This window comes from Streptomyces sp. NPDC057271 (genome assembly GCF_042668715.1).
Taxonomy (GTDB): Bacteria; Actinomycetota; Actinomycetes; order Streptomycetales; family Streptomycetaceae; genus Streptomyces.
Genome location: NZ_JBHUYJ010000006.1, coordinates 98,354 through 119,309 on the forward strand (window position 1 = coordinate 98,354; position 20,956 = coordinate 119,309).

At 70.9% G+C, this 20,956-nt stretch carries 19 protein-coding genes; 10 read left to right on the top strand and 9 right to left on the bottom strand.

Translation table 11 applies throughout. The features are described from left to right. Positions 1-11: 11 nt before the first annotated feature. The gene (locus ACFUJR_RS04940; protein ID WP_383179562.1) at positions 12-974 is read right to left on the bottom strand and encodes an ArsA family ATPase; all 963 of its coding nucleotides are present in this window, start codon (positions 972-974) and stop codon (positions 12-14) included. A gap of 72 nt (positions 975-1,046) precedes the next feature. On the opposite strand from ACFUJR_RS04940, the gene ACFUJR_RS04945 reads away from it, so the two are divergent. The 5 genes from ACFUJR_RS04945 to ACFUJR_RS04965 all read left to right on the top strand — a co-directional run bounded on the left by ACFUJR_RS04945 (position 1,047) and on the right by ACFUJR_RS04965 (position 4,606). Further along, on the top strand, positions 1,047-1,205 hold the full coding sequence (locus ACFUJR_RS04945; RefSeq protein WP_017947820.1) for a DUF4177 domain-containing protein: 159 nt from the start codon (positions 1,047-1,049) through the stop codon (positions 1,203-1,205). Continuing rightward, positions 1,205-1,687 carry a RidA family protein gene (locus ACFUJR_RS04950; RefSeq protein WP_383179559.1) on the top strand — a complete coding sequence of 161 codons (483 nt, stop codon included), beginning with the start codon at positions 1,205-1,207 and terminating at the stop codon, positions 1,685-1,687. Before ACFUJR_RS04945 ends, ACFUJR_RS04950 begins: the two co-directional genes overlap by 1 nt. A gap of 87 nt (positions 1,688-1,774) precedes the next feature. Continuing rightward, the gene (locus ACFUJR_RS04955; protein WP_383179556.1) at positions 1,775-2,812 is read left to right on the top strand and encodes an NUDIX hydrolase; all 1,038 of its coding nucleotides are present in this window, start codon (positions 1,775-1,777) and stop codon (positions 2,810-2,812) included. Continuing rightward, on the top strand, positions 2,809-3,639 hold the full coding sequence (locus ACFUJR_RS04960; RefSeq protein WP_383179553.1) for an MBL fold metallo-hydrolase: 831 nt from the start codon (positions 2,809-2,811) through the stop codon (positions 3,637-3,639). Before ACFUJR_RS04955 ends, ACFUJR_RS04960 begins: the two co-directional genes overlap by 4 nt. Before the next feature lie 82 nt (positions 3,640-3,721). Next, positions 3,722-4,606: a prohibitin family protein gene (locus ACFUJR_RS04965; RefSeq protein ID WP_383179550.1), complete on the top strand. Its 885-nt coding sequence runs from the start codon at positions 3,722-3,724 to the stop codon at positions 4,604-4,606. Between the two features lie 132 nt (positions 4,607-4,738). On the opposite strand, the gene ACFUJR_RS04970 is transcribed toward ACFUJR_RS04965, so the two are convergent. Beyond that, a complete protein-coding gene (locus tag ACFUJR_RS04970; RefSeq protein ID WP_015034542.1) occupies positions 4,739-5,413 on the bottom strand; it encodes a Crp/Fnr family transcriptional regulator in 675 nt (224 codons plus the stop codon). Between the two features lie 427 nt (positions 5,414-5,840). On the opposite strand from ACFUJR_RS04970, the gene nth reads away from it, so the two are divergent. From nth to ACFUJR_RS04985, 3 genes are read left to right on the top strand one after another with little or no spacing between them, the layout of a single operon-like run. Beyond that, positions 5,841-6,662 (top strand): endonuclease III, encoded by an 822-nt coding sequence (nth, locus tag ACFUJR_RS04975; protein ID WP_383171198.1) that lies wholly within the window; start codon positions 5,841-5,843, stop codon positions 6,660-6,662. A 60-nt stretch (positions 6,663-6,722) separates the two neighbouring features. Then, positions 6,723-7,439, top strand: a complete 717-nt coding sequence (locus tag ACFUJR_RS04980) for an NUDIX hydrolase (RefSeq protein ID WP_383171128.1) — start codon at positions 6,723-6,725, stop codon at positions 7,437-7,439. A 57-nt stretch (positions 7,440-7,496) separates the two neighbouring features. After that, entirely contained in the window at positions 7,497-8,696 is a 1,200-nt protein-coding gene (locus tag ACFUJR_RS04985; RefSeq protein ID WP_383171132.1) for a MarP family serine protease, read from the top strand. A gap of 149 nt (positions 8,697-8,845) precedes the next feature. On the opposite strand, the gene ACFUJR_RS04990 is transcribed toward ACFUJR_RS04985, so the two are convergent. The 6 genes from ACFUJR_RS04990 to ACFUJR_RS05015 all read right to left on the bottom strand — a co-directional run bounded on the left by ACFUJR_RS04990 (position 8,846) and on the right by ACFUJR_RS05015 (position 16,987). Continuing rightward, the gene (locus tag ACFUJR_RS04990; RefSeq protein ID WP_383171135.1) at positions 8,846-9,034 is read right to left on the bottom strand and encodes a hypothetical protein; all 189 of its coding nucleotides are present in this window, start codon (positions 9,032-9,034) and stop codon (positions 8,846-8,848) included. 99 nt (positions 9,035-9,133) lie between these two features. Beyond that, positions 9,134-10,078, bottom strand: coding sequence for an alpha/beta fold hydrolase (locus ACFUJR_RS04995; protein ID WP_383171138.1), 945 nt, complete (start codon positions 10,076-10,078; stop codon positions 9,134-9,136). Next, positions 10,075-10,572 carry a phage holin family protein gene (locus ACFUJR_RS05000; RefSeq protein WP_383171140.1) on the bottom strand — a complete coding sequence of 166 codons (498 nt, stop codon included), beginning with the start codon at positions 10,570-10,572 and terminating at the stop codon, positions 10,075-10,077. Before ACFUJR_RS05000 ends, ACFUJR_RS04995 begins: the two co-directional genes overlap by 4 nt. Before the next feature lie 37 nt (positions 10,573-10,609). Then, positions 10,610-12,007 (bottom strand): Na+/H+ antiporter NhaA, encoded by a 1,398-nt coding sequence (nhaA, locus tag ACFUJR_RS05005; protein WP_383171143.1) that lies wholly within the window; start codon positions 12,005-12,007, stop codon positions 10,610-10,612. Positions 12,008-12,257: 250 nt separating this feature from the next. Further along, a complete protein-coding gene (gene acs / locus ACFUJR_RS05010) occupies positions 12,258-14,213 on the bottom strand; it encodes an acetate--CoA ligase (protein ID WP_383171147.1) in 1,956 nt (651 codons plus the stop codon). 194 nt (positions 14,214-14,407) lie between these two features. Beyond that, a complete protein-coding gene (locus ACFUJR_RS05015) occupies positions 14,408-16,987 on the bottom strand; it encodes a bifunctional SulP family inorganic anion transporter/carbonic anhydrase (RefSeq protein ID WP_383171149.1) in 2,580 nt (859 codons plus the stop codon). Between the two features lie 264 nt (positions 16,988-17,251). Here ACFUJR_RS05015 and ACFUJR_RS05020 point away from each other — a divergent pair, with 264 nt between their 5' ends. Continuing rightward, complete coding sequence (locus tag ACFUJR_RS05020) at positions 17,252-18,550, top strand: hypothetical protein (RefSeq protein ID WP_383171151.1); 1,299 nt, start codon at positions 17,252-17,254, stop codon at positions 18,548-18,550. A gap of 134 nt (positions 18,551-18,684) precedes the next feature. On the opposite strand, the gene ACFUJR_RS05025 is transcribed toward ACFUJR_RS05020, so the two are convergent. Next, a complete protein-coding gene (locus ACFUJR_RS05025; RefSeq protein ID WP_383171154.1) occupies positions 18,685-19,671 on the bottom strand; it encodes an ATP-binding protein in 987 nt (328 codons plus the stop codon). Positions 19,672-19,773: 102 nt separating this feature from the next. On the opposite strand from ACFUJR_RS05025, the gene ACFUJR_RS05030 reads away from it, so the two are divergent. Next, a complete protein-coding gene (locus tag ACFUJR_RS05030; RefSeq protein ID WP_383171157.1) occupies positions 19,774-20,628 on the top strand; it encodes an oxidoreductase in 855 nt (284 codons plus the stop codon). The last annotated feature ends 328 nt before the right edge of the window (positions 20,629-20,956 follow it).

A 20,956-nucleotide genomic window follows, 5' to 3' on the forward strand; every position in this document is an offset into this window, starting at 1 on the left:
CACCGAATCCGTCACACGCCCACCCCTTGCTTCCGCAGGTCCTTCGCCAGCCGGTACAGGCCCGCGATGTCCGCCCCGTCCCCCAGGAACGGCAGCTCGTAGGCCGGTACACCCAGCTCCATGAGCACCGCCCGCTGCTCGCGCTCCAGTTCCACCCGCTGCGCGTGCTCGGCCGCCTGCTCCAGGAGCGGTTCGACCAGCTTCGTACCTCCGCGGATACCGGCCGCGGCGAGGGTCCGCGCCACCGCGTCCCGGTGGTCGCCGGAGGCCGCCCGTACCGCCGCCTCGTCGAGGACGTGCGGACGGACCATGTTCACGATGACGCCGCCCACCGGCAGTTCGGCCGCGCACAGCTCCGCGATGCCGTCCGCGGTCTCCTGGACCGGCATCTCCTCCAGCAGGGTCACCAGATGCACGGCCGTCTCCGGGGACTTCAGGACCCGCATCACGGCCTGCGCCTGATTGTGTATCGGGCCGATCCGGGCGAGGCCCGCGACCTCGTCGTTCACGTTGAGGAAGCGGGTGATCCGCCCGGTCGGAGGCGCGTCCATGATCACGTGGTCGTAGGTGTAGCCGCCGTGCTTCTCGCGCCGGCGGACCGCCTCGCAGGCCTTGCCCGTCAGCAGCACGTCCCGGACGCCGGGGGCGATCGTCGTCGCGAAGTCGATCGCACCGAGCTTCTTCAGGGCCCGGCCCGCGCTGCCCAGCTTGTAGAACATCTGGAGGTAGTCGAGCAGGGCGCGCTCGGCGTCGATGGCCAGCGCGAAGACCTCGCCGCCGCCCGGGGCGACGGCGATCTTGCGCTCCTCGTACGGAAGCGCCTCCGTCTCGAAGAGTTGCGCGATGCCCTGCCTGCCTTCGACCTCGACGAGAAGGGTCCGCTTGCCCTCCGTGGCGAGGGCGAGCGCGAGTGCGGCGGCGACCGTCGTCTTACCGGTACCGCCCTTGCCGCTGACGACCTGGAGCCTGCTCACGCCTTCGAGCCTAACCACTGGAGCGGCCGGCTAAGCAGGAGGCTGCCTGTGGCAGCGGATACAGTCGGCTCCATGACCAAGTGGGAATACGCGACCGTGCCCCTTCTCGTGCACGCGACGAAGCAGATTCTGGACACCTGGGGCGAGGACGGGTGGGAGCTCGTCCAGGTCGTCCCCGGGCCGAACAACCCCGAGCAGCTCGTGGCCTACCTGAAGCGGGAGAAGTCCTGATGAGCGGAGCCGCGAAGGGCGCCGTCGAGGCGAAGCTCGCCGAGCTGGGCCTGACCCTGCCGGAGGTCGTGCCGCCGCTGGCCGCCTACCAGCCGGCCGTCCGGTCCGGTGTGTACGTCTACACCTCGGGCCAGCTCCCGATCGTGGCCGGCAAGCTCCAGCTGACCGGCAAGGTCGGCGCCGAGGTCACCGCCGAGGAGGCCAAGGAGCTCGCCGCCACCTGTGCGCTGAACGCGCTCGCGGCCGTGAAGTCGGTCGCGGGTGACCTGGACCGGATCAAGCGGGTCGTGAAGGTCGTCGGCTTCGTCGCCTCGGCCGCCGACTTCACCGGGCAGCCGGGCGTCGTCAACGGCGCCAGCGAGCTGCTCGGCGCGGTCCTCGGCGACAAGGGCGTGCACGCGCGCAGCGCCGTGGGCGTGGCCGTGCTCCCGCTCGACGCCCCGGTCGAGGTCGAGGTCCAGGTGGAGCTCGTCCAGGACTGACCGCCGAACGCCGGACGCAGAGCCGGTTCTCCCGTCCCGGGGGAACCGGCTCTCGTGCATCCGGGTAGTTGCGCATACCATCCGGCCATGTCGAATGGTCAGTGGTACCCACGGGAATGGCCCGACCGCATCCGCGCTCTCGCCGCGGGCGAGCTCACCCCCGCGACCCCCAAGCGGGCCGCCACGGTCCTGCTGCTGCGCGACGGTACGGAGGGGCCGAGCGTCCACATGCTGCGCCGTCGCGCCTCCATGGCCTTCGCGGGCGGCGCGTACGCCTATCCCGGCGGCGGCGTCGATCCACGCGACGAGCATCTGGTGCGCTGGGCCGGACCCTCCCTGGAGACCTGGGCCGAGCGTCTGGGCGTCACGGGTACGGCACAGGCTCAGGCGATCGTCTGCGCCGCCGTGCGCGAGACGTTCGAGGAGGCGGGCGTGCTGCTCGCCGGGGAGACCCCCGACTCCGTGATCGGGGACACCACCGGCGAGGACTGGGAGAAGGACCGGGAGGCGCTGGTCGCCCACGAGCTGTCCTTCGCCGACTTCCTCGACCGGCGCGGTCTCGTGCTGCGCTCGGACCTGCTCGGCGCGTGGGCGCGCTGGATCACGCCGGAGTTCGAGCCGCGGCGGTACGACACCTGGTTCTTCGTGGCCGCCCTGCCGGCCGGCCAGCGGACCCTCACCCAGGCTCTCGACTCCGCTCGAGCAGGGGAGACCCCCATCGCCTCGTCGGAGGCCGACCTTTCGGTCTGGATCCGCCCGGCGGAGGCGGCGGCCGGTTACGACCGGGGCGAGCTGACGATGATGCCGCCGACCATCTCGACCCTGCGCGCGCTCACGCACTTCGGTTCGGCCGCCGAGGCGCTGGCGGCGGCAGCGGGCCAGGACCTCACCCCCGTACTGGCGCAGGCGCGCCTGGAGGGGGACGAGCTGATCCTGAGCTGGCCGGGCCACGACGAGTTCACCAAGCACATCCCGACGGATCAGGCCGGGGGCGCCGCTCCGGGTGCGACTCCCGGGACGCCGGGTGCGGATCCGGGGACGCCGGGAGTGGACCCGGGGACTCCGGGCCCGGATCCCGGGACTCCGGGCGCGGGGCCGGCTCCGGGGCCCGGAGGTGCGCGGTGAGCGACGCGGCCGCACTGCCCGGGCAGCCCCGGGGCGGAGTCCTCTCCGGGCCCGCCACCGCCCGCGCCGTCAACGTCCTCGCGCCGAACCCGTCCGCGATGACCCTGGACGGCACGAACACCTGGATCGTCTCCGAGCCCGGTTCCGACCTCGCCGTCGTCATCGACCCCGGCCCGCTCGACGACGGCCACCTGACGCGGGTCGTCGAGACCGCGGCCGAGCTGGGCAAGCGGGTCGCGCTCACCCTGCTCACGCACGGCCACCCGGACCACGCCGAGGGCGCCGGCCGGTTCGCCGAGCTGACCGGGACTCATGTGCGGGCTCTGGACCCGGCGCTGCGGCTGGGCGACGAGGGGCTGGCCGCCGGGGACGTCGTCACGGTCGGCGGTCTGGAGCTGCGGGTCGTACCGACGCCCGGCCACACCTCCGACTCGCTCTGCTTCCATCTCCCCGCCGACCGCGCCGTCCTGACGGGCGACACGATCCTGGGGCGCGGCACGACGATGGTGGCCCATCCCGACGGGCGCCTCGGCGACTATCTGGACTCGCTGCGCCGGCTGCGCTCGCTCACGGTCGACGACGGCGTCCACACCGTGCTGCCGGGCCATGGGCCGGTCCTGGAGGACGCCCAGGGGGCGGTGGAGTTCTACATCGCGCACCGGGCCGGCCGTCTCGCCCAGGTCGAGACGGCCGTCGAGAACGGTCACCGGACCCCCTCGGAGGTCGTCGCCCATGTCTACGCGGACGTGGACCGCTCGCTGTGGCCCGCCGCCGAACTCTCCGTACGGGCCCAGCTGCAGTACCTGCGGGAGCACGGACTGATCTGACCCCACCGTCGAGGGCGCGCGGGTCCTTGTCTTACGCTCCGCTTACTTTGCCGCTGCAGACCGTCCCTCGGGGGGAACGCCCATGTTCGTCATAGCCATCCTGCTGCTCATCGCGGCAGTGGTGCTCTTCTTCGTCGCCCGCTCCAGCGATTCGAAGGGGCTGAAGCTCGGTGCGCTCGGCGCCGTCATCGCGGGTGCCTTCTCGCTGATCGTCAGCATGACGTACGTGGTGAGCGCGTACGAGGTCGGCGTCCCGGTCGCGTTCGGCAGGGTGGGCTCGCCGATGACCTCGGGTTTGCACGTGAAGTCGCCCTTCACCGATGTCACGACCTTCTCCACCCGCCCCGTCGACCTCAACCTCTCCGACAAGGACGTGGTCGAGGTCCGCTCCTCGCAGGGCGGCGTGATGGAGGTGGAGGTGACCGTGAAGTGGGCGGTCACGCCGGCCAAGGCGGTCGAGCTGTACCGGCTCGCGGGCAGCGAGGAGGCCATCCAGCAGCGCCTGGTCTACCCGGACAGCCGGGAGATCGTCCGTAACGTCTTCGCCCGCCACACGAGCGAGCAGGGCTACGCGACCGACCGCGAGAAGATCAACGCCGAGATCGGCACGCTCATCAAGGAGCGCCTCGCGCCCCGCGGGATCGACGTCACGGCCGTCAACCTGCGCAACGTGAAGCCCTCGGCTGCCCTGCAGGACCAGATCGACCGCAAGATCCAGCAGCAGCAGGCGACCGAGCGCGCCACCGAGGCGTCCCGTACGGCCAAGGCGGAGGCCGACCGGCGCCGTATCGAGGCCGAGGGCATCGCCCGTGCCAACAAGATCCTCAACGACTCGCTGACCGACAAGGTCCTGATGAACCAGTGCATCGACGCCTACAAGGAGGCCGCGGCGAAGAACCCGGTGTACGCGGTTCCGTGCGGCTCCGGCAGCGGCACCCCGCTGATCGTGGACGGTACGAAGCGGTAGTCGTCCCTGGCGTACGAGAAAGGCCGCCCGGTCATGGACCAGGCGGCCTTTCTCGTACGTACGGAGTCGCCGCGGGAGTCGCCGCCGGAATCGGCTGCTGCGAGTCGGCTGCCGTGCGCCGGCTGCTGCGAGCTAGCGCGAACGCTTCGCGAGGCGCTCGACGTCCAGCAGGATCACGGCGCGGGCCTCCAGGCGGAGCCAGCCGCGCTGGGCGAAGTCCGCGAGGGCCTTGTTGACCGTCTCGCGGGAGGCGCCGACCAGCTGGGCCAGCTCCTCCTGGGTGAGGTCGTGGACGACGTGGATGCCTTCCTCGGACTGCACGCCGAAGCGGCGCGACAGGTCGAGGAGCGCACGGGCGACACGGCCCGGCACGTCGGAGAAGACCAGGTCGGACATCTGGTCGTTGGTCTTGCGGAGCCGACGGGCGACCGCGCGCAGCAGGGCGGTGGCCACCTCGGGGCGGGCGTTCAGCCAGGGCTGGAGGTCGCCATGGCCGAGGCCGAGCAGCTTGACCTCGGTCAGCGCGGTCGCGGTGGCGGTGCGCGGGCCCGGGTCGAAGAGGGACAGCTCGCCGATCAGCTCGCCCGGGCCGAGGACGGCGAGCATGTTCTCGCGGCCGTCGGGGGACGTGCGGTGGAGCTTCACCTTGCCCTCGGTGACCACGTACAGGCGGTCGCCGGGGTCTCCCTCGTGGAAGAGCGCGTCGCCACGGGCGAGGGTCGCTTCACTCATCGAGGCGCGCAGCTCCGCGGCCTGCTCGTCATCGAGCGCCGCGAAGAGCGGGGCGCGCCGCAGAACGTCGTCCACGAGTTCTCTCCTATGTCGACCTGCTCAGGGGATCTTGATCCCATGATGCCGGACGCACAAAACAGTGCGATCAATCACAACAAGTTTGACGTACCGAACCGCTCTTCCGTACGCCAGGGGCCCGATTGGGTCGTGATCGGCCATGCCCAGGGCGGATGTCGGTGGTGGCGCTTAGGCTGGACGGGTGTCCAACTCGCCGGTGAGAGCGCAGGCCAAGGGGGCTGGAAGAGTGTCGGCCAAGGGTAATTCCGCTGTGGGCGAACAGGGTACGCCGAAGCGGACGAATGCCACGAAAGACCCTGTGAAGGCCGCCAAGAAGCCCGCAAAGCGGCCCGCGAAGCCGGCTGCGAAGGCCACGGCGACCTCTGCGGCGAAGCCGGCCCGGAAGGCCGTGTCGAAGGCCGTCTCCAAGACCGCTCCGAAGGCCGTGTCGAAGGCCGTCTCCAAGCCCGCTCCGAAGGCCGCGAAACCGGAGTCCCGGCTCGCGATGGTCCGCCGCGCCCGGAAGATCAACCGTGAGCTGGCCGAGGTTTTCCCGTACGCCCATCCCGAACTGGACTTCCGGAACCCCTTCGAGCTCCTCGTCGCCACGGTCCTCTCCGCCCAGACGACCGACCTGCGGGTCAACCAGACCACCCCCGCGCTCTTCGCGACGTACCCGACGCCCGAGGACCTGGCCGCCGCGGTCCCCGAGGAGGTCGAGGAGCTGATCAGGCCCACCGGCTTCTTCCGCGCCAAGACCAAGTCGATCATGGGCCTCGCCGCGGCCCTCAGGGACGACTTCGGCGGCGAGGTCCCCGGTCGCCTCGACGACCTGGTCAAGCTGCCCGGCGTCGGCCGCAAGACCGCCTTCGTCGTCCTCGGCAACGCCTACGGCGTGCCTGGCATCACCGTGGACACCCACTTCATGCGCCTCGCGCGCCGCTGGAAGTGGACCGAGAGCGACGACCCGGTGAAGATCGAGGCCGAGGTCGCCGAGATCTTCCCGAAGAGCGAGTGGACGATGCTCTCGCACCGCGTGATCTTCCACGGCCGCCGGATCTGCCACGCCCGCAAGCCCGCCTGCGGTGCCTGCCCGATCGCCCCGCTCTGCCCCGCGTACGGGGAGGGCGAGACCGACCCGGAGAAGGCGGCGAAGCTTCTGAAGTACGAGAAGGGCGGCTTCCCGGGCCAGCGCCTCAACCCGCCCCCGGACTACCCCGGGCGCCCGGCCGCCCCCGCTCCCGGTGTGGCCCCGGGGGCCGAATGAGGCGGAGCCCGAGGGAACGAACCCACGCACGGATCGCGTTGTGAATCATCGGGGGTGCCTATGACGCGCACGGAAGAAGAGACCGGGCAGACGACCCACGGCGTGGGGACCGGCGGGCTGCTCAGACGGGACGGCCTGCCCGACTGGCTCGCCCCCGTCGACCGGGCGGCGCGCACCGTCCAGCCCGAGCAGCTCAGCCGCTTCCTGCCGCCCGCGAACGGCGCCGGACGCCAGTCCGCCGTCCTCATCCTCTTCGGCGAGGGCGAGCGCGGCCCCGAACTGCTCCTGATGGAGCGCTCCGGTTCGTTGCGCTCCCACGCCGGTCAGCCCTCCTTCCCCGGCGGCGCCCTCGACCCGGAGGACGGCGATCCCGCCGACGGAGGCCTGCTCCGGGCAGCCCTGCGCGAGGCCGAGGAGGAGACCGGAGTCGATCCCTCCGGCGTCCAGCTCTTCGGCGTCCTGCCCCAGCTCTACATCCCGGTCAGCAGCTTCGTCGTCACCCCCGTCCTCGGCTGGTGGAGGAACCCCAGCCCGGTCGGGGTCGTCGACCCCGCCGAGACCGCCCGGGTCTTCACCGTCCCCGTGGCGGATCTCACGGACCCCGCCAACCGCGCGACCACCGTCCACCCCAGCGGCCACAAGGGCCCCGGGTTCCTCGTAGCATCCGCTCTGGTCTGGGGTTTTACGGCCGGAGTGATCGACCGGCTCCTCCACTACGCCGGCTGGGAGCAGCCGTGGGACCGGGCCAGGCAGGTCCCGCTCGACTGGCGCTCATGACAGGCTGAACCCCCGGAGCCCGGGGCGACCGAAGACGAAACTGCGAGGCTATTGACGGTGAACGTGCTGGACATCCTGTTGCTGCTCGCCGCCGTCTGGTTCGCGATCATCGGTTACCGCCAGGGATTCGTGGTCGGCATCCTGTCGGTCATCGGCTTCCTGGGTGGCGGCCTCGTCGCCGTCCTCCTGCTCCCGGTCGTCTGGGACTGGCTGACGAACCACTCCGAGGTCTCCACCACGGCGACGGTCGTCTTCGTGGTCGTCGTGATCGTCTGCGCCTCCGTCGGCCAGGCCTTCACCACCCATCTCGGGAACAAGCTGCGCCGGCACATCACCTGGACGCCGGCGCGCGCCCTGGACGCCACCGGCGGTGCGCTGGTCAACGTGGTCGCGATGCTCCTCGTGGCCTGGCTGCTCGGCTCGGCCCTCGCCGGGACCTCGATGCCCACGCTCGGCAAGGAGGTCCGCAGCTCCAAGGTGCTGCTCGGCGTCGAGCAGGTGATGCCGGATCAGGCGTCGACCTGGTTCACGAACTTCACCTCGACGCTGGCGCAGAACGGCTTCCCCCAGGTCTTCAGCCCGTTCGCCAACGAGCCCATCACCGAAGTCAGGCCGCCGGACCCGGCGCTGGCCGGAAGCCCGGTCGCCGCTCAGGCCAAGCGCTCCATCGTCAAGGTCGTCGGTACGGCCCCGAGTTGCGGCAAAGTGCTCGAAGGAACCGGCTTCGTCTTCGCCGACCGCCGGGTCATGACCAACGCCCATGTCGTCGGCGGCGTCGACGAGCCGACCGTCCAGATCGGCGGCGAGGGCAAGCTGTACGACGCGAAGGTCGTCCTCTACGACTGGCAGCGCGACATCGCCGTGCTGGACGTGCCCAACCTGGACGTCGAGCCGCTGCAGTTCACCGAGGAGGACGCCCGCAGCGGCGACAGCGCGATCGTCGCGGGCTTCCCCGAGAACGGCTCGTACGACATCCGTTCGGCGCGCGTCCGGGGCCGTATCAGCGCCAACGGCCCGGACATCTACCACCGTGGCGAGGTCCGCAGGGACGTCTACTCCCTGTACGCGACGGTCCGCCAGGGCAACTCCGGCGGCCCGCTGCTCACCGAGGACGGCAAGGTGTCCGGCGTGATCTTCGCCCGCTCGCTCGACGACAGGAACACCGGCTACGCGCTGACGGTCGACGAGATCCGGGACGACATCGTCCAGGGCCGCGCGGCGACACAGCAGGTCGACAGCCAGGGATGCGCGCTGTAGGCGGCTGTGCCGCTGTGCGCCGCGGCGGGTGGGCGTCCGGTTTGGGTGTTCGCCCCGGTCCGGGTGTTCGCCCCGGTCCGGGTGTGGGTCCCGGTCCGGGTGTTCGCCCCCGGGACCGGGCGCGTTCTCCCCGGTCCCGGGGGGCGCGATCAGTCCCGGGTGTGCCTGAGCCGGGCCGAGACCCAGCGGGCCCGGCGGCGCAGGATGCGCGGAATGCCGATGTCCTGCACCGGATGTGAGCGGCCCTGTTCCTGCGGACCGCTCCTCTCGTGTGAGCTCGGCCCAGCGGCCGAGCGGCGGTTGCGTGCCGTGTCACCGTAGTCGTGCGTCCAGCCCATACCCCGACGTCTGCCCGTGGCCCAAGGTCGGTAACCGCCCGGGGGCCCGCCAATTGGAGTATGCGCCGGGCACATGGCCGTTCGTGGAACGGCCGTACGTCACCGGTCCGGCTCGGGGTCCTTGAGCCAGTTGACGAGCTCCGAGGAGAACGCCTTCGGGTCCTCCTCGTGGGGGAAGTGCCCGAGGCCGTCGAAGAGCCGCCAGCGGTACGGCGCCTCCACGTACTCGCCCGAACCGGCCGCGCTCCGCGTCCGCATCGCCGGGTCCAGCGAACCGTGCAGGTGCAGTGTCGGTACCCGCACCGGGCGCTTCATACGCCGGTTGAACTGGATGCCGTCGGGCCGCGCCATGGACCGCACCATCCAGCGGTACGGCTCGATCGAGCAGTGCGCCGTCGACGGGATGCACATCGCCCGCCGGTACACGGCGAGCGCCTCCTCGTCCGGCAGTCCCGGGCCCGACCAGTCCTCGATCAGCCGGCCGACCAGGGCCGCCTCGTCCGCGACGAGTTGACGCTCCGGCAGCCAGGGACGCTGGAACCCCCATACGTACGATCCTGCGCGCGACTGGGAGAAGTCGGAGAGCATCGCGGAGCGCCAGCGGCGCGGGTGCGGCATCGAGGAGACCGCGAGGCGGCGCACCAGCTTCGGCCGCATGACGGCCGCGGTCCAGGCGAGGTATCCGCCCAGTCCGTGGCCGACGAGCGCCGCGTCCGGTTCGCCCAGGGAACGGACGACGCCGGTGATGTCGAGCGCCAGGTTGGCGGGGTCGTAACCGCGGGGCGTACGGTCGCTGCCGCCCACGCCGCGCAGGTCCATCGCCACGGCCCGGAAGCCGGCGTCGGCGAGAGCAGGCAGCTGGTGGCGCCAGGTCCACCAGAACTGCGGGAAGCCGTGCAGCAGCAGGACGAGCGGTCCGTCGCCCATCTCGGCGATGTGGAAGCGCGCGCCGTTGGCGGCCACATCGCGGTGGGTCCAGGGCCCGTCGATCCGTACGGGGCTGCCGACGGGGCCGCTGCCGTTGCTGCTGTCAGGGACGGTCATGTGGACGAGCGTCCCACAGCGGCGACCTTCTCCTGGACCGCGGCGGGCAGAGCCGCCCGTTCGGGGCGGGGGTGCGGCTTGGCGTTCTGCAGGATCGCGGCCGTCTGCTTGGCCGAGTTGATGGACTTCTCCGGCCGCTTGACCTTCTTGAACTTGGCGTAGGCCACCAGCCCGAGCAGCCCCGCGAGCAGCACGTTCGCCGTGAAGGAGAGCAGGAAGCACCAGGCGAGGTTCCAGCCGCCCTCGCCGTTGTGGCCACCGGTCCAGCTGTTGATGCCGTAGGCGAGCGCGAAGCTCAGCATGGGCAGCGAGAAGAGGAGCATGGTGATGGCACCCACGCTGATCACGCTGCCCAGGGCACCCCGCTTGACGTCCTGCCGGATCTCGGCCTTGGCCAGGGCGATCTCGTCGTGCACCAGCGCGGACATCTCGGCGGTCGCCGAGGCGACCAGCTGACCGAGGCTGCGCTCGGCTCCGTTGACCGGGTCGCTCATCGCTGCTCCCTCTTCTCTTCTACGGTCCGACCTCAGATCATGCCGGACTGTCGCCGTCATCGCTCGATGCCCCCGCCAGTCGGGCGCGCTCGCGATGCTCGGCGGCCTTCCTGTCGTAGATCTCGGCCATCCTCAGGTGGAACGACGGGTTGTCCTGTTCGTACACGTCCGGGATGCCGTCGTGGTCGTCGTCGCGGTCCTCCTCGGCGCACAGCGCCTGGTACTTGCGTACCCGCAGCTTGAGCAGGACCGAGGCGAGCAGGGCCGCGATCAGCGAGCCGATCAGGACGGCCGCCTTGACCTCGCCGGTCAGGACCGCGTCGCCCTCGAAGGCCAGTTCGCCGATGAGGAGCGAGACGGTGAAGCCGATGCCCGCGAGGGTGGCGACGGCGAAGACGTCCGGCCAGGCCAGGTCCGGGTTGAGTGATGCCTTGGTGAAGCGGGCGGCCAGCCAGGTGCCGCCGAAGATGCCGACCGCCTTGCCGACGACCAGACCGAGGACGACACCGAGGGTGACGGGCTGGGTGAACACGTCGCCGAGGGACTTTCCGGAGACGGTGACCCCGGCGGAGAAGAGTGCGAACAGCGGCACGGCCAGGCCCGCGGAGAGCGGCCGGATCAGGTGCTCGATGTGCTCGCCTGGGGAGTGCTCCTCGCCTTCGTGACGGGTGCAGCGCAGCATCAGGCCCATGGCGACGCCGGCGATGGTGGCGTGGACGCCGCTGTTGTACATCAGGCCCCAGACGACCAGGGCGAGCGGAACGTACACGTACCAGCCGCGGACGCCCTTGTGCAGCAGCAGCCAGAAGAGGAGGAGGCCGGCGACGGCACCGCCGAGCGCGGCGAAGTTCAGGTCGCTGGTGAAGAAGACCGCGATGATCAGGATCGCGAAGAGGTCGTCGACGACGGCGAGCGTGAGCAGGAACGCGCGCAGTGCCGACGGCAGCGAGGTGCCGATGACGGCGAGCACGGCGAGTGCGAAGGCGATGTCGGTCGCGGTCGGGACGGCCCAGCCGTCCATCGAGCCGCCGCCGATGGCGTTGGTCAGGACGTAGACGAGCGCGGGCGCGGCCATGCCGCAGAGCGCGGCGATCACGGGGAGCGCGGCGGCCTTGGGGTCGCGCAGCTCGCCCGCGACGAGCTCGCGCTTGAGCTCGATACCGGCGACGAAGAAGAAGATCGCGAGGAGGCCGTCGGCCGCCCAGTGCTGGATGGAGAGGTCGAGTCCGAGCGCGGCGGGGCCTATGTGGAAGTCCCGTACCGTCGCGTAGCTGTCACTGGCGGGGCTGTTCGCCCAGACGAGCGCGGCGATGGCGGCCACGAGCAGGAGCACGCCACCGACGGTCTCGGCGCGCAGTGCGTCGGCCACGAACTGTCGCTCGGGCAGTGACAGACGGCCGAGGAACCTGCGGTCGGTGGGGGTGGGTGCGGGCACGGGCGGCGACCTCCGGTCGGTTGGGCAGCACAAAGTACATGCCGACCAGACTTCCCGGCGCACCTAGGTGTTTCCGTCACGTCTTTGACGCGATCTTTACTTTACCTAACGAGCGGGGATTGTGTCCGGTGACCCTCACTCTAGGGACAGAACCGCGCTCCGGCCCGTGGTGGACACGGAGGGGGGTGCACGCAGGGCAGCCCGCCCCACGCGACGTGGGGCGGGCTGTCGGCCGACAGGGGCCTGCGGCTCAGTCCTCGCTGGACGCGCTCGGGAGCTTCGTCTGGATGAGGTCCATGACGGAGGAGTCGGTCAGCGTCGTCACGTCGCCGAGCTCCCGGTTCTCCGCCACGTCGCGCAGCAGTCGCCGCATGATCTTGCCGGAACGGGTCTTCGGCAGCTCCGCCACCGGCAGGATCCGCTTCGGCTTGGCGATCGGGCCGAGCGTCGCGCCGACGTGGTTGCGCAGCTCCGTGACGAGCCCCTCGCCCTCGCTCGCCGTACCGCGCAGGATGACGAAGGCGACGATCGCCTGACCGGTCGTCTCGTCGGCCGCGCCGACCACCGCCGCCTCGGCGACGGACGGGTGCGAGACGAGCGCCGACTCGACCTCGGTGGTGGAGATGTTGTGACCCGAGACGAGCATGACGTCGTCGACCCGGCCGAGCAGCCAGATGTCGCCGTCCTCGTCCTTCTTCGCGCCGTCGCCGGCGAAGTACCTGCCCTCGAAGCGGGACCAGTACGTGTCGAGGAACCGCTGGTCGTCACCCCAGATGGTGCGCAGCATCGAGGGCCACGGCTCGGTGAGGACCAGGTAGCCGCCGCCTCCGTTCGGCACCTCGTTCGCCTCGTCGTCGACGACGGTGGCGGAGATGCCGGGCAGCGGACGCTGTGCGGAGCCGGGCTTGGTCTCGGTGACGCCCGGCAGCGGGGAGATCATCATCGCGCCGGTCTCGGTCTGCCACCAGGTGTCCACGATCGGGGTCTTGCCGGCGCCGATGTGCTCGCGGTACCAGACCCAGGCCTCGGGGTTGATCGGCTCGCCGACCGAACCCAGCACGCGCAGGCTCGACAGGTCGAACTTGGCGGGGATGTCGTCGCCCCACTTCATGAACGTACGGATGGCGGTGGGCGCCGTGTAGAGGATCGTGACGCCGTACTTCTGGATGATCTCCCAGAAGCGGCCCTGGTGCGGGGTGTCCGGGGTGCCCTCGTACATGACCTGCGTCGCGCCGTTGGCCAGCGGACCGTACGTGATGTACGAGTGGCCGGTCACCCAGCCGATGTCGGCGGTGCACCAGTAGACGTCGGTCTCCGGCTTGAGGTCGAAGACGGCGTGGTGGGTGTACGCCGCCTGGGTGAGGTAGCCGCCGGAGGTGTGCAGGATGCCCTTGGGCTTACCCGTCGTACCGGAGGTGTAGAGGATGAAGAGCGGGTGCTCGGCCTCGAACGCCTCGGGGGTGTGTTCGGCCGACTGGCGGGCGACGACGTCGTGCCACCAGACGTCGCGGCCCTCGGTCCACGCCACGTCCTGGCCGGTGCGGCGGACGACGAGGACGTTGCCGACCTTGTCGGTGCGGGTGAGGGCCTCGTCCACGGCGGGCTTGAGGGCGCTCGGCTTGCCGCGGCGGTAGCCCCCGTCGGCGGTGATGACGAGCTTGGCGTCGGCGTCCTCGACGCGGGTGGCGATCGCGTCGGCGGAGAAGCCGCCGAAGACCACGGAGTGCGCGGCGCCGACGCGAGCGCAGGCCAGCATCGAGACGACGGCCTCGGGGATCATCGGGAGGTAGATCGCGACCCGGTCGCCCTTGGTGACGCCCAGCTCGGTCAGGGCGTTGGCGGCCTTGGAGACCTCGTCCTTGAGCTCGGCGTAGGTGATGGCCCGGCTGTCGCCCGGCTCGCCCTCGAAGTGGATGGCGACCCGGTCGCCGTTGCCCGCCTCGACATGCCGGTCGACGCAGTTGTACGCCACGTTGAGCGTGCCGTCGGCGAACCACTTGGCGAACGGCGGGTTCGACCAGTCGAGGGTCTCCGTCGGCGCGGTGGCCCAGGTGAGCCGCTTCGCCTGCTCGGCCCAGAAGCCAAGCCTGTCCTCCGCGGCCTGCTCGTACGCCTCCGCCGTCACGTTGGCGTGCGCGGCCAGCTCGGCCGGCGGCGCGAACCGCCGCTCTTCCTTCAAGAGGTTGGCCAGGCTTTCGTTGCTCACGACATCTCCCTTTCCCAGGGCGTCCTATGTGCCTATGTGTCCCGCGTCATAGCTCATCAGTCAGACGCCCGGGTGACAAGAGTCTCCAGGGGATTGGTTTAGACCTGTGAGGCGGCGGGCGTGCGGTGGCCCCTCCTTCCCGAGCGGTGGGAAGAAGGGGCCACCCAGTCTCACGGACGTGAGGGAGGGAAGGTTCAGGACGCGCGAGCCCGCGTCCGATTCTTGATCATGGTCGGCGCGAGCCGGTCCCCGGCCGCTGCCGTCCGGCTGCCGCACTCGGCGGGCGCGTCGGCGGGCGCGTCGGTGGGCGGGGCGGCCAGGACGTCGGAGAGCGAGCCCGGGAGTGCGCCGGACAGCGCCTCGGCCGGTGCTCCGGCCGGTACGTCGGCCGGCCCGCCGCGGGTCCCGGTCGGTGCGGCCCGGTCGTCGGCCGGTGCGATGGACGGCGGGACGAGGTCGAAGACGTCGTCGTAGCGGTGCTGCTCGTCCGGACCGGCCAGCAGATACGCCTGCGCCTCGCCGACGTGGAAGTACATCCCATGGAGCGTCAGCGTGCCCTCGGCGAGTCGCCGGGCCACCGACTCGTACGCCCGCAGATGCTCCAACTGCTGGACCACGTTGGTCAGGCAGAGCTGCTCGACCGCGTCGGCCGGCAGCCGGCCCGAGATCCGGGCCCAGGCGTGTCGGCGGCTGCCCATCCGATCCAGGCTGGGCCGCCCGTGGCGCAGCCAGCGCCGCAGCGGGCTCTGGGAGGCGTCCGGTCCGGGTGCGCTGTTCAGCAGGGCCTGCATCGCACCGCAGCCGGAGTGCCCGCAGACGGTGATCGACTGGACGCGCAGAACCTCCACCGCGTACTCGATCGCCGCGGCCACCGAGTCGTCCCCGCTCTCCTCACCCGGCAGCGGAACCAGATTGCCCACGTTCCGTACGGTGAAGAGGTCGCCCGGCCCGCTGGAGGTGATCATGCTCGTGACCAGCCGGGAGTCTGCGCAGGTGAGGAAGAGCTGCGAGGGGCGCTGGCCCTCGCGGGCGAGGCGCGCGAGTTCGTCCCGTACGAGAGGGGCCGTGTTGCGCTGAAACTTGCCGATACCTCTCGCCAGTTGATGCCCTGTCGGCCGCCGAGTCCCGTCGGCGGGGTGGGGCTCGCCGCAATGGTGGTTGCGCCAGGGGGTCCAGGGGCGGCAGCAGGCGTGTGACGCGGAGTCCGGTTCGGTGATCCGGGCGCCGGCGGGTCCGGTGATCTCGACCTCGCCGCCGTGCCGTAGAGAACTTGCCTGCCAGTCGCGCAACGTCTCGTACGCTGCGTGGTCCATGAAGGACCCGTCCAGCTCGACGACCACCCGGGCTCCTGGCGGAAGTTGGTGCAGGGCCCGGCTGAGCCGGGGTACGGCGAGGAAGGTCAGCTGTCCGCGGACGCGCACCAGGTGGCGGCCGTCGTGCTCCTCGAGCGTGATGCGGGTCTTGGCGAGACGGTGCATCGCGACGGCGACGGCCACCGCGATCCCGAGCGCGACGCCCTCCAGGAGGCCGACCAGCACGACACCGCTCAGCGTCACCGCGTACACGAGGATCTCGCGGTGCCGCGTGACGGTGCGAATGTGGGTGATGCTCACCATCTGGATGCCGACCACCATCACGAGGGCGGCGAGCGCGGGCAGCGGGATCAGGTCGAGGGCCGGGACGAAGAGGAGCGCGGCCAGCACGATCCACAGCCCGTGCAGCATCGTGGAGTTGCGGCTGACGGCGCCCGCGGAGACGTTGGCGACGCTGCGCACCGCGACGCCGGCCACCGGCAGCCCCCCGAGCGCACCGGAGACGACGTTGGCCGCTCCCTGGCCCGCGAGTTCGCGGTCGAGACGTGAGCGGGGCACGCTGGGGCCCTGGCCGCCGCGGTCTCCGTCGTCGGCGCGGGCCGCCACGAGCTTGTCGACGGCGACGGCGGAGAGCAGCGACTGCACGCTCGTGACCAGTGTGATGGTGAGGACGCCGGCCGCGATGCCGAGCACCGGTCCCTCCGGCAGTCCGGGCAGGGCGTGGCTGCTCCAGGAGGGGAGATCGACGCGGGGGACGGCGAGCCCCGCGAACGCGGCGAGCGCCGTCGCCGCGGCCACGGCGACGAGAGCCCCCGGGAGCTTCCGTACGAACCGTCCCGCGCGCCCGGGAAGCCGTGGCCAGATCAGCAGCACGGCGACGGTCAGGGCGCTGATGGAGAGTGCGGCCGGATGGTGGGCGGCCAATTGGGCGGGCAGACCGAGGACGTTGTCCAGGGTGGAGATCTGCGGCGTGCCGCCGAGCACGATGTGCAGCTGGGCGACGGCGATGGTCACGCCGATGCCGGCGAGCATGCCGTGCACGATCGCGGGGGAGACCGCGAGTGCGGAGCGGGCCACCCGCAGTGCGGCGAGGCCGAGTTGGGCGAGTCCGGCGAGGACGGTGATGGCGCAGGTGGTGCGCCAGCCGTAGAGCTGGATCAGCTCGCCGGTGACCACGGTCAGGCCGGCGGCGGGGCCGCTGACCTGGAGTGGCGCGCCGCCGAGCCGGCCGGCGACGAGGCCGCCCACGGCGGCGGCGACCAGTCCGGCCTGGAGCGGGGCTCCGGTGGCGAGTGCGATGCCCAGGGAGAGGGGCAGCGCGATCAGGAATACGGAGATCGACGCCGACAGGTCGGCGGCCGCGATGGGGAGGCGGCGGCGACCGGGGTCGTCCGGCGGGCTGTGGGGCCGCTGGGTGTCGGGCCGGTTCGTGGTGCGGTCGGGCGGGGGACAGAGGGTCATGTTTCCCGTCTCCTCCGGGGCAGCGCGGGCGCGGCTGGGTCACGGCGTGCAGTGGCGGGATGGCCGAGCGAGTATCAACGCTCGGTAAATGGATCGTAATGGAGAGTAAAGACTGCGGCATTATTTTCGGGGCAAACAGGGCAATGTTTCACCGATTGGGGTGACAGGGGCGGCCCACTCCGCTTGTCGTTTCATCATTCCGGCCTCCGTGGTGCGAGGTTGACGCCGCTCGCAGCCGTACGGAATCCGAGGAGAGGTGGGCGCATGTCAGCCGCCCGGAGAAGGACCACCACTGTCCGCAGAAGGGCACTCGCCGCCGGTGCCCTCGCCGTCGCCCTGATCACCGGGCTCGCGGGGTGCTCGGAGTCCGGGCAGCCGGCCAGGCCCGAGGACGCCGCCGGGGCGAAGAAGCCCGTCGCGGCGCCGCCGAACGCGGTGCGCCTGATCGGCGACGGCTCCACCGCCTTCACCGGCGCCCAGCCCCGCCAGCCGGTCTGGCAGAAGCTGAAGCCGGGTGAGAAGCCCCCGCAGTTCGTGGTGTTCTCCTGGGACGGAGCGGGGGAGGACAGCCAGAAGCTCTTCTCCCACTTCCGCAAGGTCGGCCAGAAGTACGACGCGACGATGACGTACTTCCTCAGTGGCGTGTACCTGCTCCCCGAGGAGAAGCGGAAGCTCTACGACCCGCCGCAGCACAACCCCGGCAGCTCGGACATCGGCTTCAACGACACCGAGGGCATCCGCGCCACCGTCCGGGAGCTGCGCGGCGCCTGGCAGGAGGGCAACGAGGTCGGCACGCACTTCAACGGCCACTTCTGCGGGCCGGAGAGCGGGGTCGGCAACTGGTCGGTCGAGGACTGGAAGAGCGAGATCCGCCAGGCCAAGTCCTTCGTGAAGAACTGGAAGACGAACTCCGGCCTTGCCGCCGAGGAGCCGCTCCCCTTCGACTACGACAAGGAGCTGGTCGGCGCCCGCACGCCGTGCCTGGAGGGTCGCGAGAACTTCGTGAAGGCCGCGTCCGAGCTGGGCTTCCGCTACGACACCAGCGGCGTCAACGACCAGATCTGGCCCGAGAAGGACCACGGTCTGTGGGACCTGTCGATGCACCTGGTGCCGGTGCCCGGCCGCCAGTTCCAGACGCTCGCCATGGACTACAACTTCATGGTCAACCAGTCGGGCGCCAAGACGCAGGGCGACCCGAACATGCACGAGTACTGGGGCAACCAGATGCGTGACGGCCTGGTGCAGGCCTTCAACCGCTCGTACCACGGCAACCGGGCGCCGGTGATCATCGGCAACCACTTCGAGTCCTGGAACGGTGGCACGTACATGCGCGCCGTCGAGGAGACCATCGCCACGGTCTGCGTGCAGAAGGACGTGAAGTGCGTGTCCTTCCGGCAGCTCGCGGACTGGCTGGACGCCCAGGACCCGACGGTGATCGCGAAGATGCGGACCCTGAAGGTCGGAGAGGCCCCGAAGGGCGGCTGGGCGGCCTTCCTGGCCGCCCCGCAGCCCCTCACCCAGCCCCAGCCGGCCGTGAAGCAGCCCGCCGCCGCGCGGGACTGACCGACACCTTCGACCGCGACCGGTCGTCGTCCGCCGGGTCGTCGTCAGCTGGGTCGTCGTCCGCGGGGTCGTCGTCAGCCGGGTAGCCGTCCGTCGGGCAGGCGTCCGCCGGGCAGTCGTCCGTCGGGTCGTCGTCAGCCGGGCTGGGGTACCGGCAGGGCCTCGCCGAGAACGAAGCCGGGGTCGATCTGGGCCGCCAGGTCGACCCCGGTCTTGGCGTTGCCCCAGCTCTCCGCGTTCCTCAGGTGGAAGTGGACCATCTGGCGTGTGTACCGCTCCCAGTCGCGGTGCGCGTACGAGTCGTCCGCCGCGTTCTGCAGCGCCTGGAGCGCCATCCGGTTGTCCACCTCGAGCAGCTCGAAGCGGGCAGGACGGCCCTTCTCCATGCCCCGGACCCAGTCCGAATGGCCCACCGTCACCAGCAGGTCGTCGCCCACCTCGTCGGTCAGGAAGTCCATGTCGTCCTGGCCCTGCACCTTGTTGCCGATGACCTTGAGGACGACTCCGAAGTCCCGCGCGTACTCCTTGTACTGGCGGTAGACCGACACCCCCTTACGGGTCGGCTCGGCGACCAGGAACGTCACGTCGAAGCGGGTGAACATCCCCGAGGCGAAGGAGTCCGAGCCCGCCGTCATGTCGACGACCACGTACTCGTCCACCCCGTCGACCAGGTGGTTCAGGCACAGCTCCACGGCGCCCACCTTGGAGTGGTAGCAGGCCACCCCGAGGTCCGACTCCGTGAAAGGCCCCGTCGCCATGAGCCGGATCTCGCCGTCGTCGAGACGTACGGTCCGTGCGCACGCCTCGTAGACCGGGTTGTCCTCGCGGACCCGGAGCAGCCGCGAACCCTCGCCGGGCGGCGTCGTCTTGATCATCGAGTCGGCGGAGGCGATCCGCGGGTTCGAGCCGCGCAGGTAGTCCTTGATCAGCGGCAGCTGCGCGCCCATCGCGGGCAGTCTCGCCGCCTGGATCTCGTCGAGCCCGAGCGCGACCCCGAGATGCTGGTTGATGTCGGCGTCCACGGCGAGGACGGGAGCTTCGTTGGCGGCGAGATGGCGGATGAAGAGCGAGGACAGCGTGGTCTTCCCGCTGCCGCCCTTCCCTACGAAAGCGATCTTCATGTTCACGAAGCGTAGCGGCACGATCGCGTCGCGTGGCCGGGGTCCGTGAAGAAGACCACTCCAACGTGGGGCGGGCGCCGGGGGCGCGTAGCCTCGCTACTTATGAGTACGAACGCCTCTGACCCCCTGGCCGCCCTCGGCTCCCTGCCGGGCGTCGCCGACTCGGTGGACTCCGTACGCAAGGCCGTCGACCGGGTCTACGGCCACCGCGTGATGCGGCGCCGCAGCAACGAGATCACCTCCGAGGCCGCCCTGCGCGGGGCGCGCGGCTCGGCCGCGCTCTCCGGGGCCGACTGGGCCCTGGAGGAGGTCCGCCGGCGCACCGACTTCGGCGGCGACGCCGAGGCGCGGACCGTGGGCGCGGCCCTGAGGCTCGGCGCCGAGGCAGGCCAGCTGCTCTCCATCTGGCGCCAGTCGCCGCTGCGGGTGCTCGCCCGGCTGCATCTGGTCGCGGTCGGCGACGCTGCGCTCGCCGCGGCGCGGGGTGGGGCGGGCGCGGCCGGTGACTCGGTCGGCAGGCCCCGGCAGGCCGGTGAGTCGGTCGACGAGCCGCTGATCGAGGCGCAGCTGCCGGACCCGGCCGAGGTCGCGGGGCGGCTCGACGGGCTCTCGGAGCTGATCATCGCAGGCGGTACGGCCCCGGCGCTCGTGACGGCGGCCGTGGTGCACGGCGAACTGCTGGCGCTTCGTCCGTTCACCTCGTACAACGGGCTGATCGCCCGGGCCGCCGAGCGGATCGTGCTGATCGGCAGCGGTCTGGACCCGAAGTCGATCTGTCCGGCCGAGGTCGGCCACGCGGAGCAGGGCCGGGCGGCGTACGTCGCCGCCTTCGAGGGGTACCTGTCGGGGACCCCGGAGGGCATGGCCGCGTGGATCGCCCACTGCGGCCGGGCAGTGGAGCTGGGTGTGCGCGAGTCGACGGCCGTCTGCGAGGCGCTCCAGCGCGGCGCGGCCTGAGCCTGTCGCCCGGGCGTGAAGCCCCTTGAGGTGTGAAGCCTCTTGAGGTGTGAAGCCCCTTGAACAGGGTTGCGGCGGTACCAGTCTTGGTACCGCCGCTGGCACGTCCGCCGAGTTACCAAGCGTCCTCGATATGTGCCCATCAGGCGGGGAACTTTGCCCATCGCCTGGTGCGGCTGGCCCGTAATCGACGGGTCGACGTCGCGTGGGTGCTCAGTTTCTGTGCGTGGTCCGTGGGGCCTTCTTGCTCAACAGGTGATCCTCTCGGATGTCCTAGGTCTCGCGGGCCTGATTCCTTTCTACTCCTGTCGGATGGGAAGTGAAAGTC

Coding starts and splice junctions, on each gene's coding strand:
- ACFUJR_RS05000 (WP_383171140.1), bottom strand. CDS start 10,572: ATGAGCGACCCGGTCAACGGAGCCGAGCGCAGCCTCGGTCAGCTGGTC.
- ACFUJR_RS05015 (WP_383171149.1), bottom strand. CDS start 16,987: ATGACCCTCTGTCCCCCGCCCGACCGCACCACGAACCGGCCCGACACC.
- ACFUJR_RS05020 (WP_383171151.1), top strand. CDS start 17,252: ATGTCAGCCGCCCGGAGAAGGACCACCACTGTCCGCAGAAGGGCACTC.
- ACFUJR_RS04980 (WP_383171128.1), top strand. CDS start 6,723: ATGACGCGCACGGAAGAAGAGACCGGGCAGACGACCCACGGCGTGGGG.
- ACFUJR_RS05025 (WP_383171154.1), bottom strand. CDS start 19,671: ATGAAGATCGCTTTCGTAGGGAAGGGCGGCAGCGGGAAGACCACGCTG.
- ACFUJR_RS04945 (WP_017947820.1), top strand. CDS start 1,047: ATGACCAAGTGGGAATACGCGACCGTGCCCCTTCTCGTGCACGCGACG.
- ACFUJR_RS05030 (WP_383171157.1), top strand. CDS start 19,774: ATGAGTACGAACGCCTCTGACCCCCTGGCCGCCCTCGGCTCCCTGCCG.
- ACFUJR_RS04995 (WP_383171138.1), bottom strand. CDS start 10,078: ATGACCGTCCCTGACAGCAGCAACGGCAGCGGCCCCGTCGGCAGCCCC.
- ACFUJR_RS04955 (WP_383179556.1), top strand. CDS start 1,775: ATGTCGAATGGTCAGTGGTACCCACGGGAATGGCCCGACCGCATCCGC.
- ACFUJR_RS04965 (WP_383179550.1), top strand. CDS start 3,722: ATGTTCGTCATAGCCATCCTGCTGCTCATCGCGGCAGTGGTGCTCTTC.
- ACFUJR_RS04990 (WP_383171135.1), bottom strand. CDS start 9,034: ATGGGCTGGACGCACGACTACGGTGACACGGCACGCAACCGCCGCTCG.
- ACFUJR_RS04950 (WP_383179559.1), top strand. CDS start 1,205: ATGAGCGGAGCCGCGAAGGGCGCCGTCGAGGCGAAGCTCGCCGAGCTG.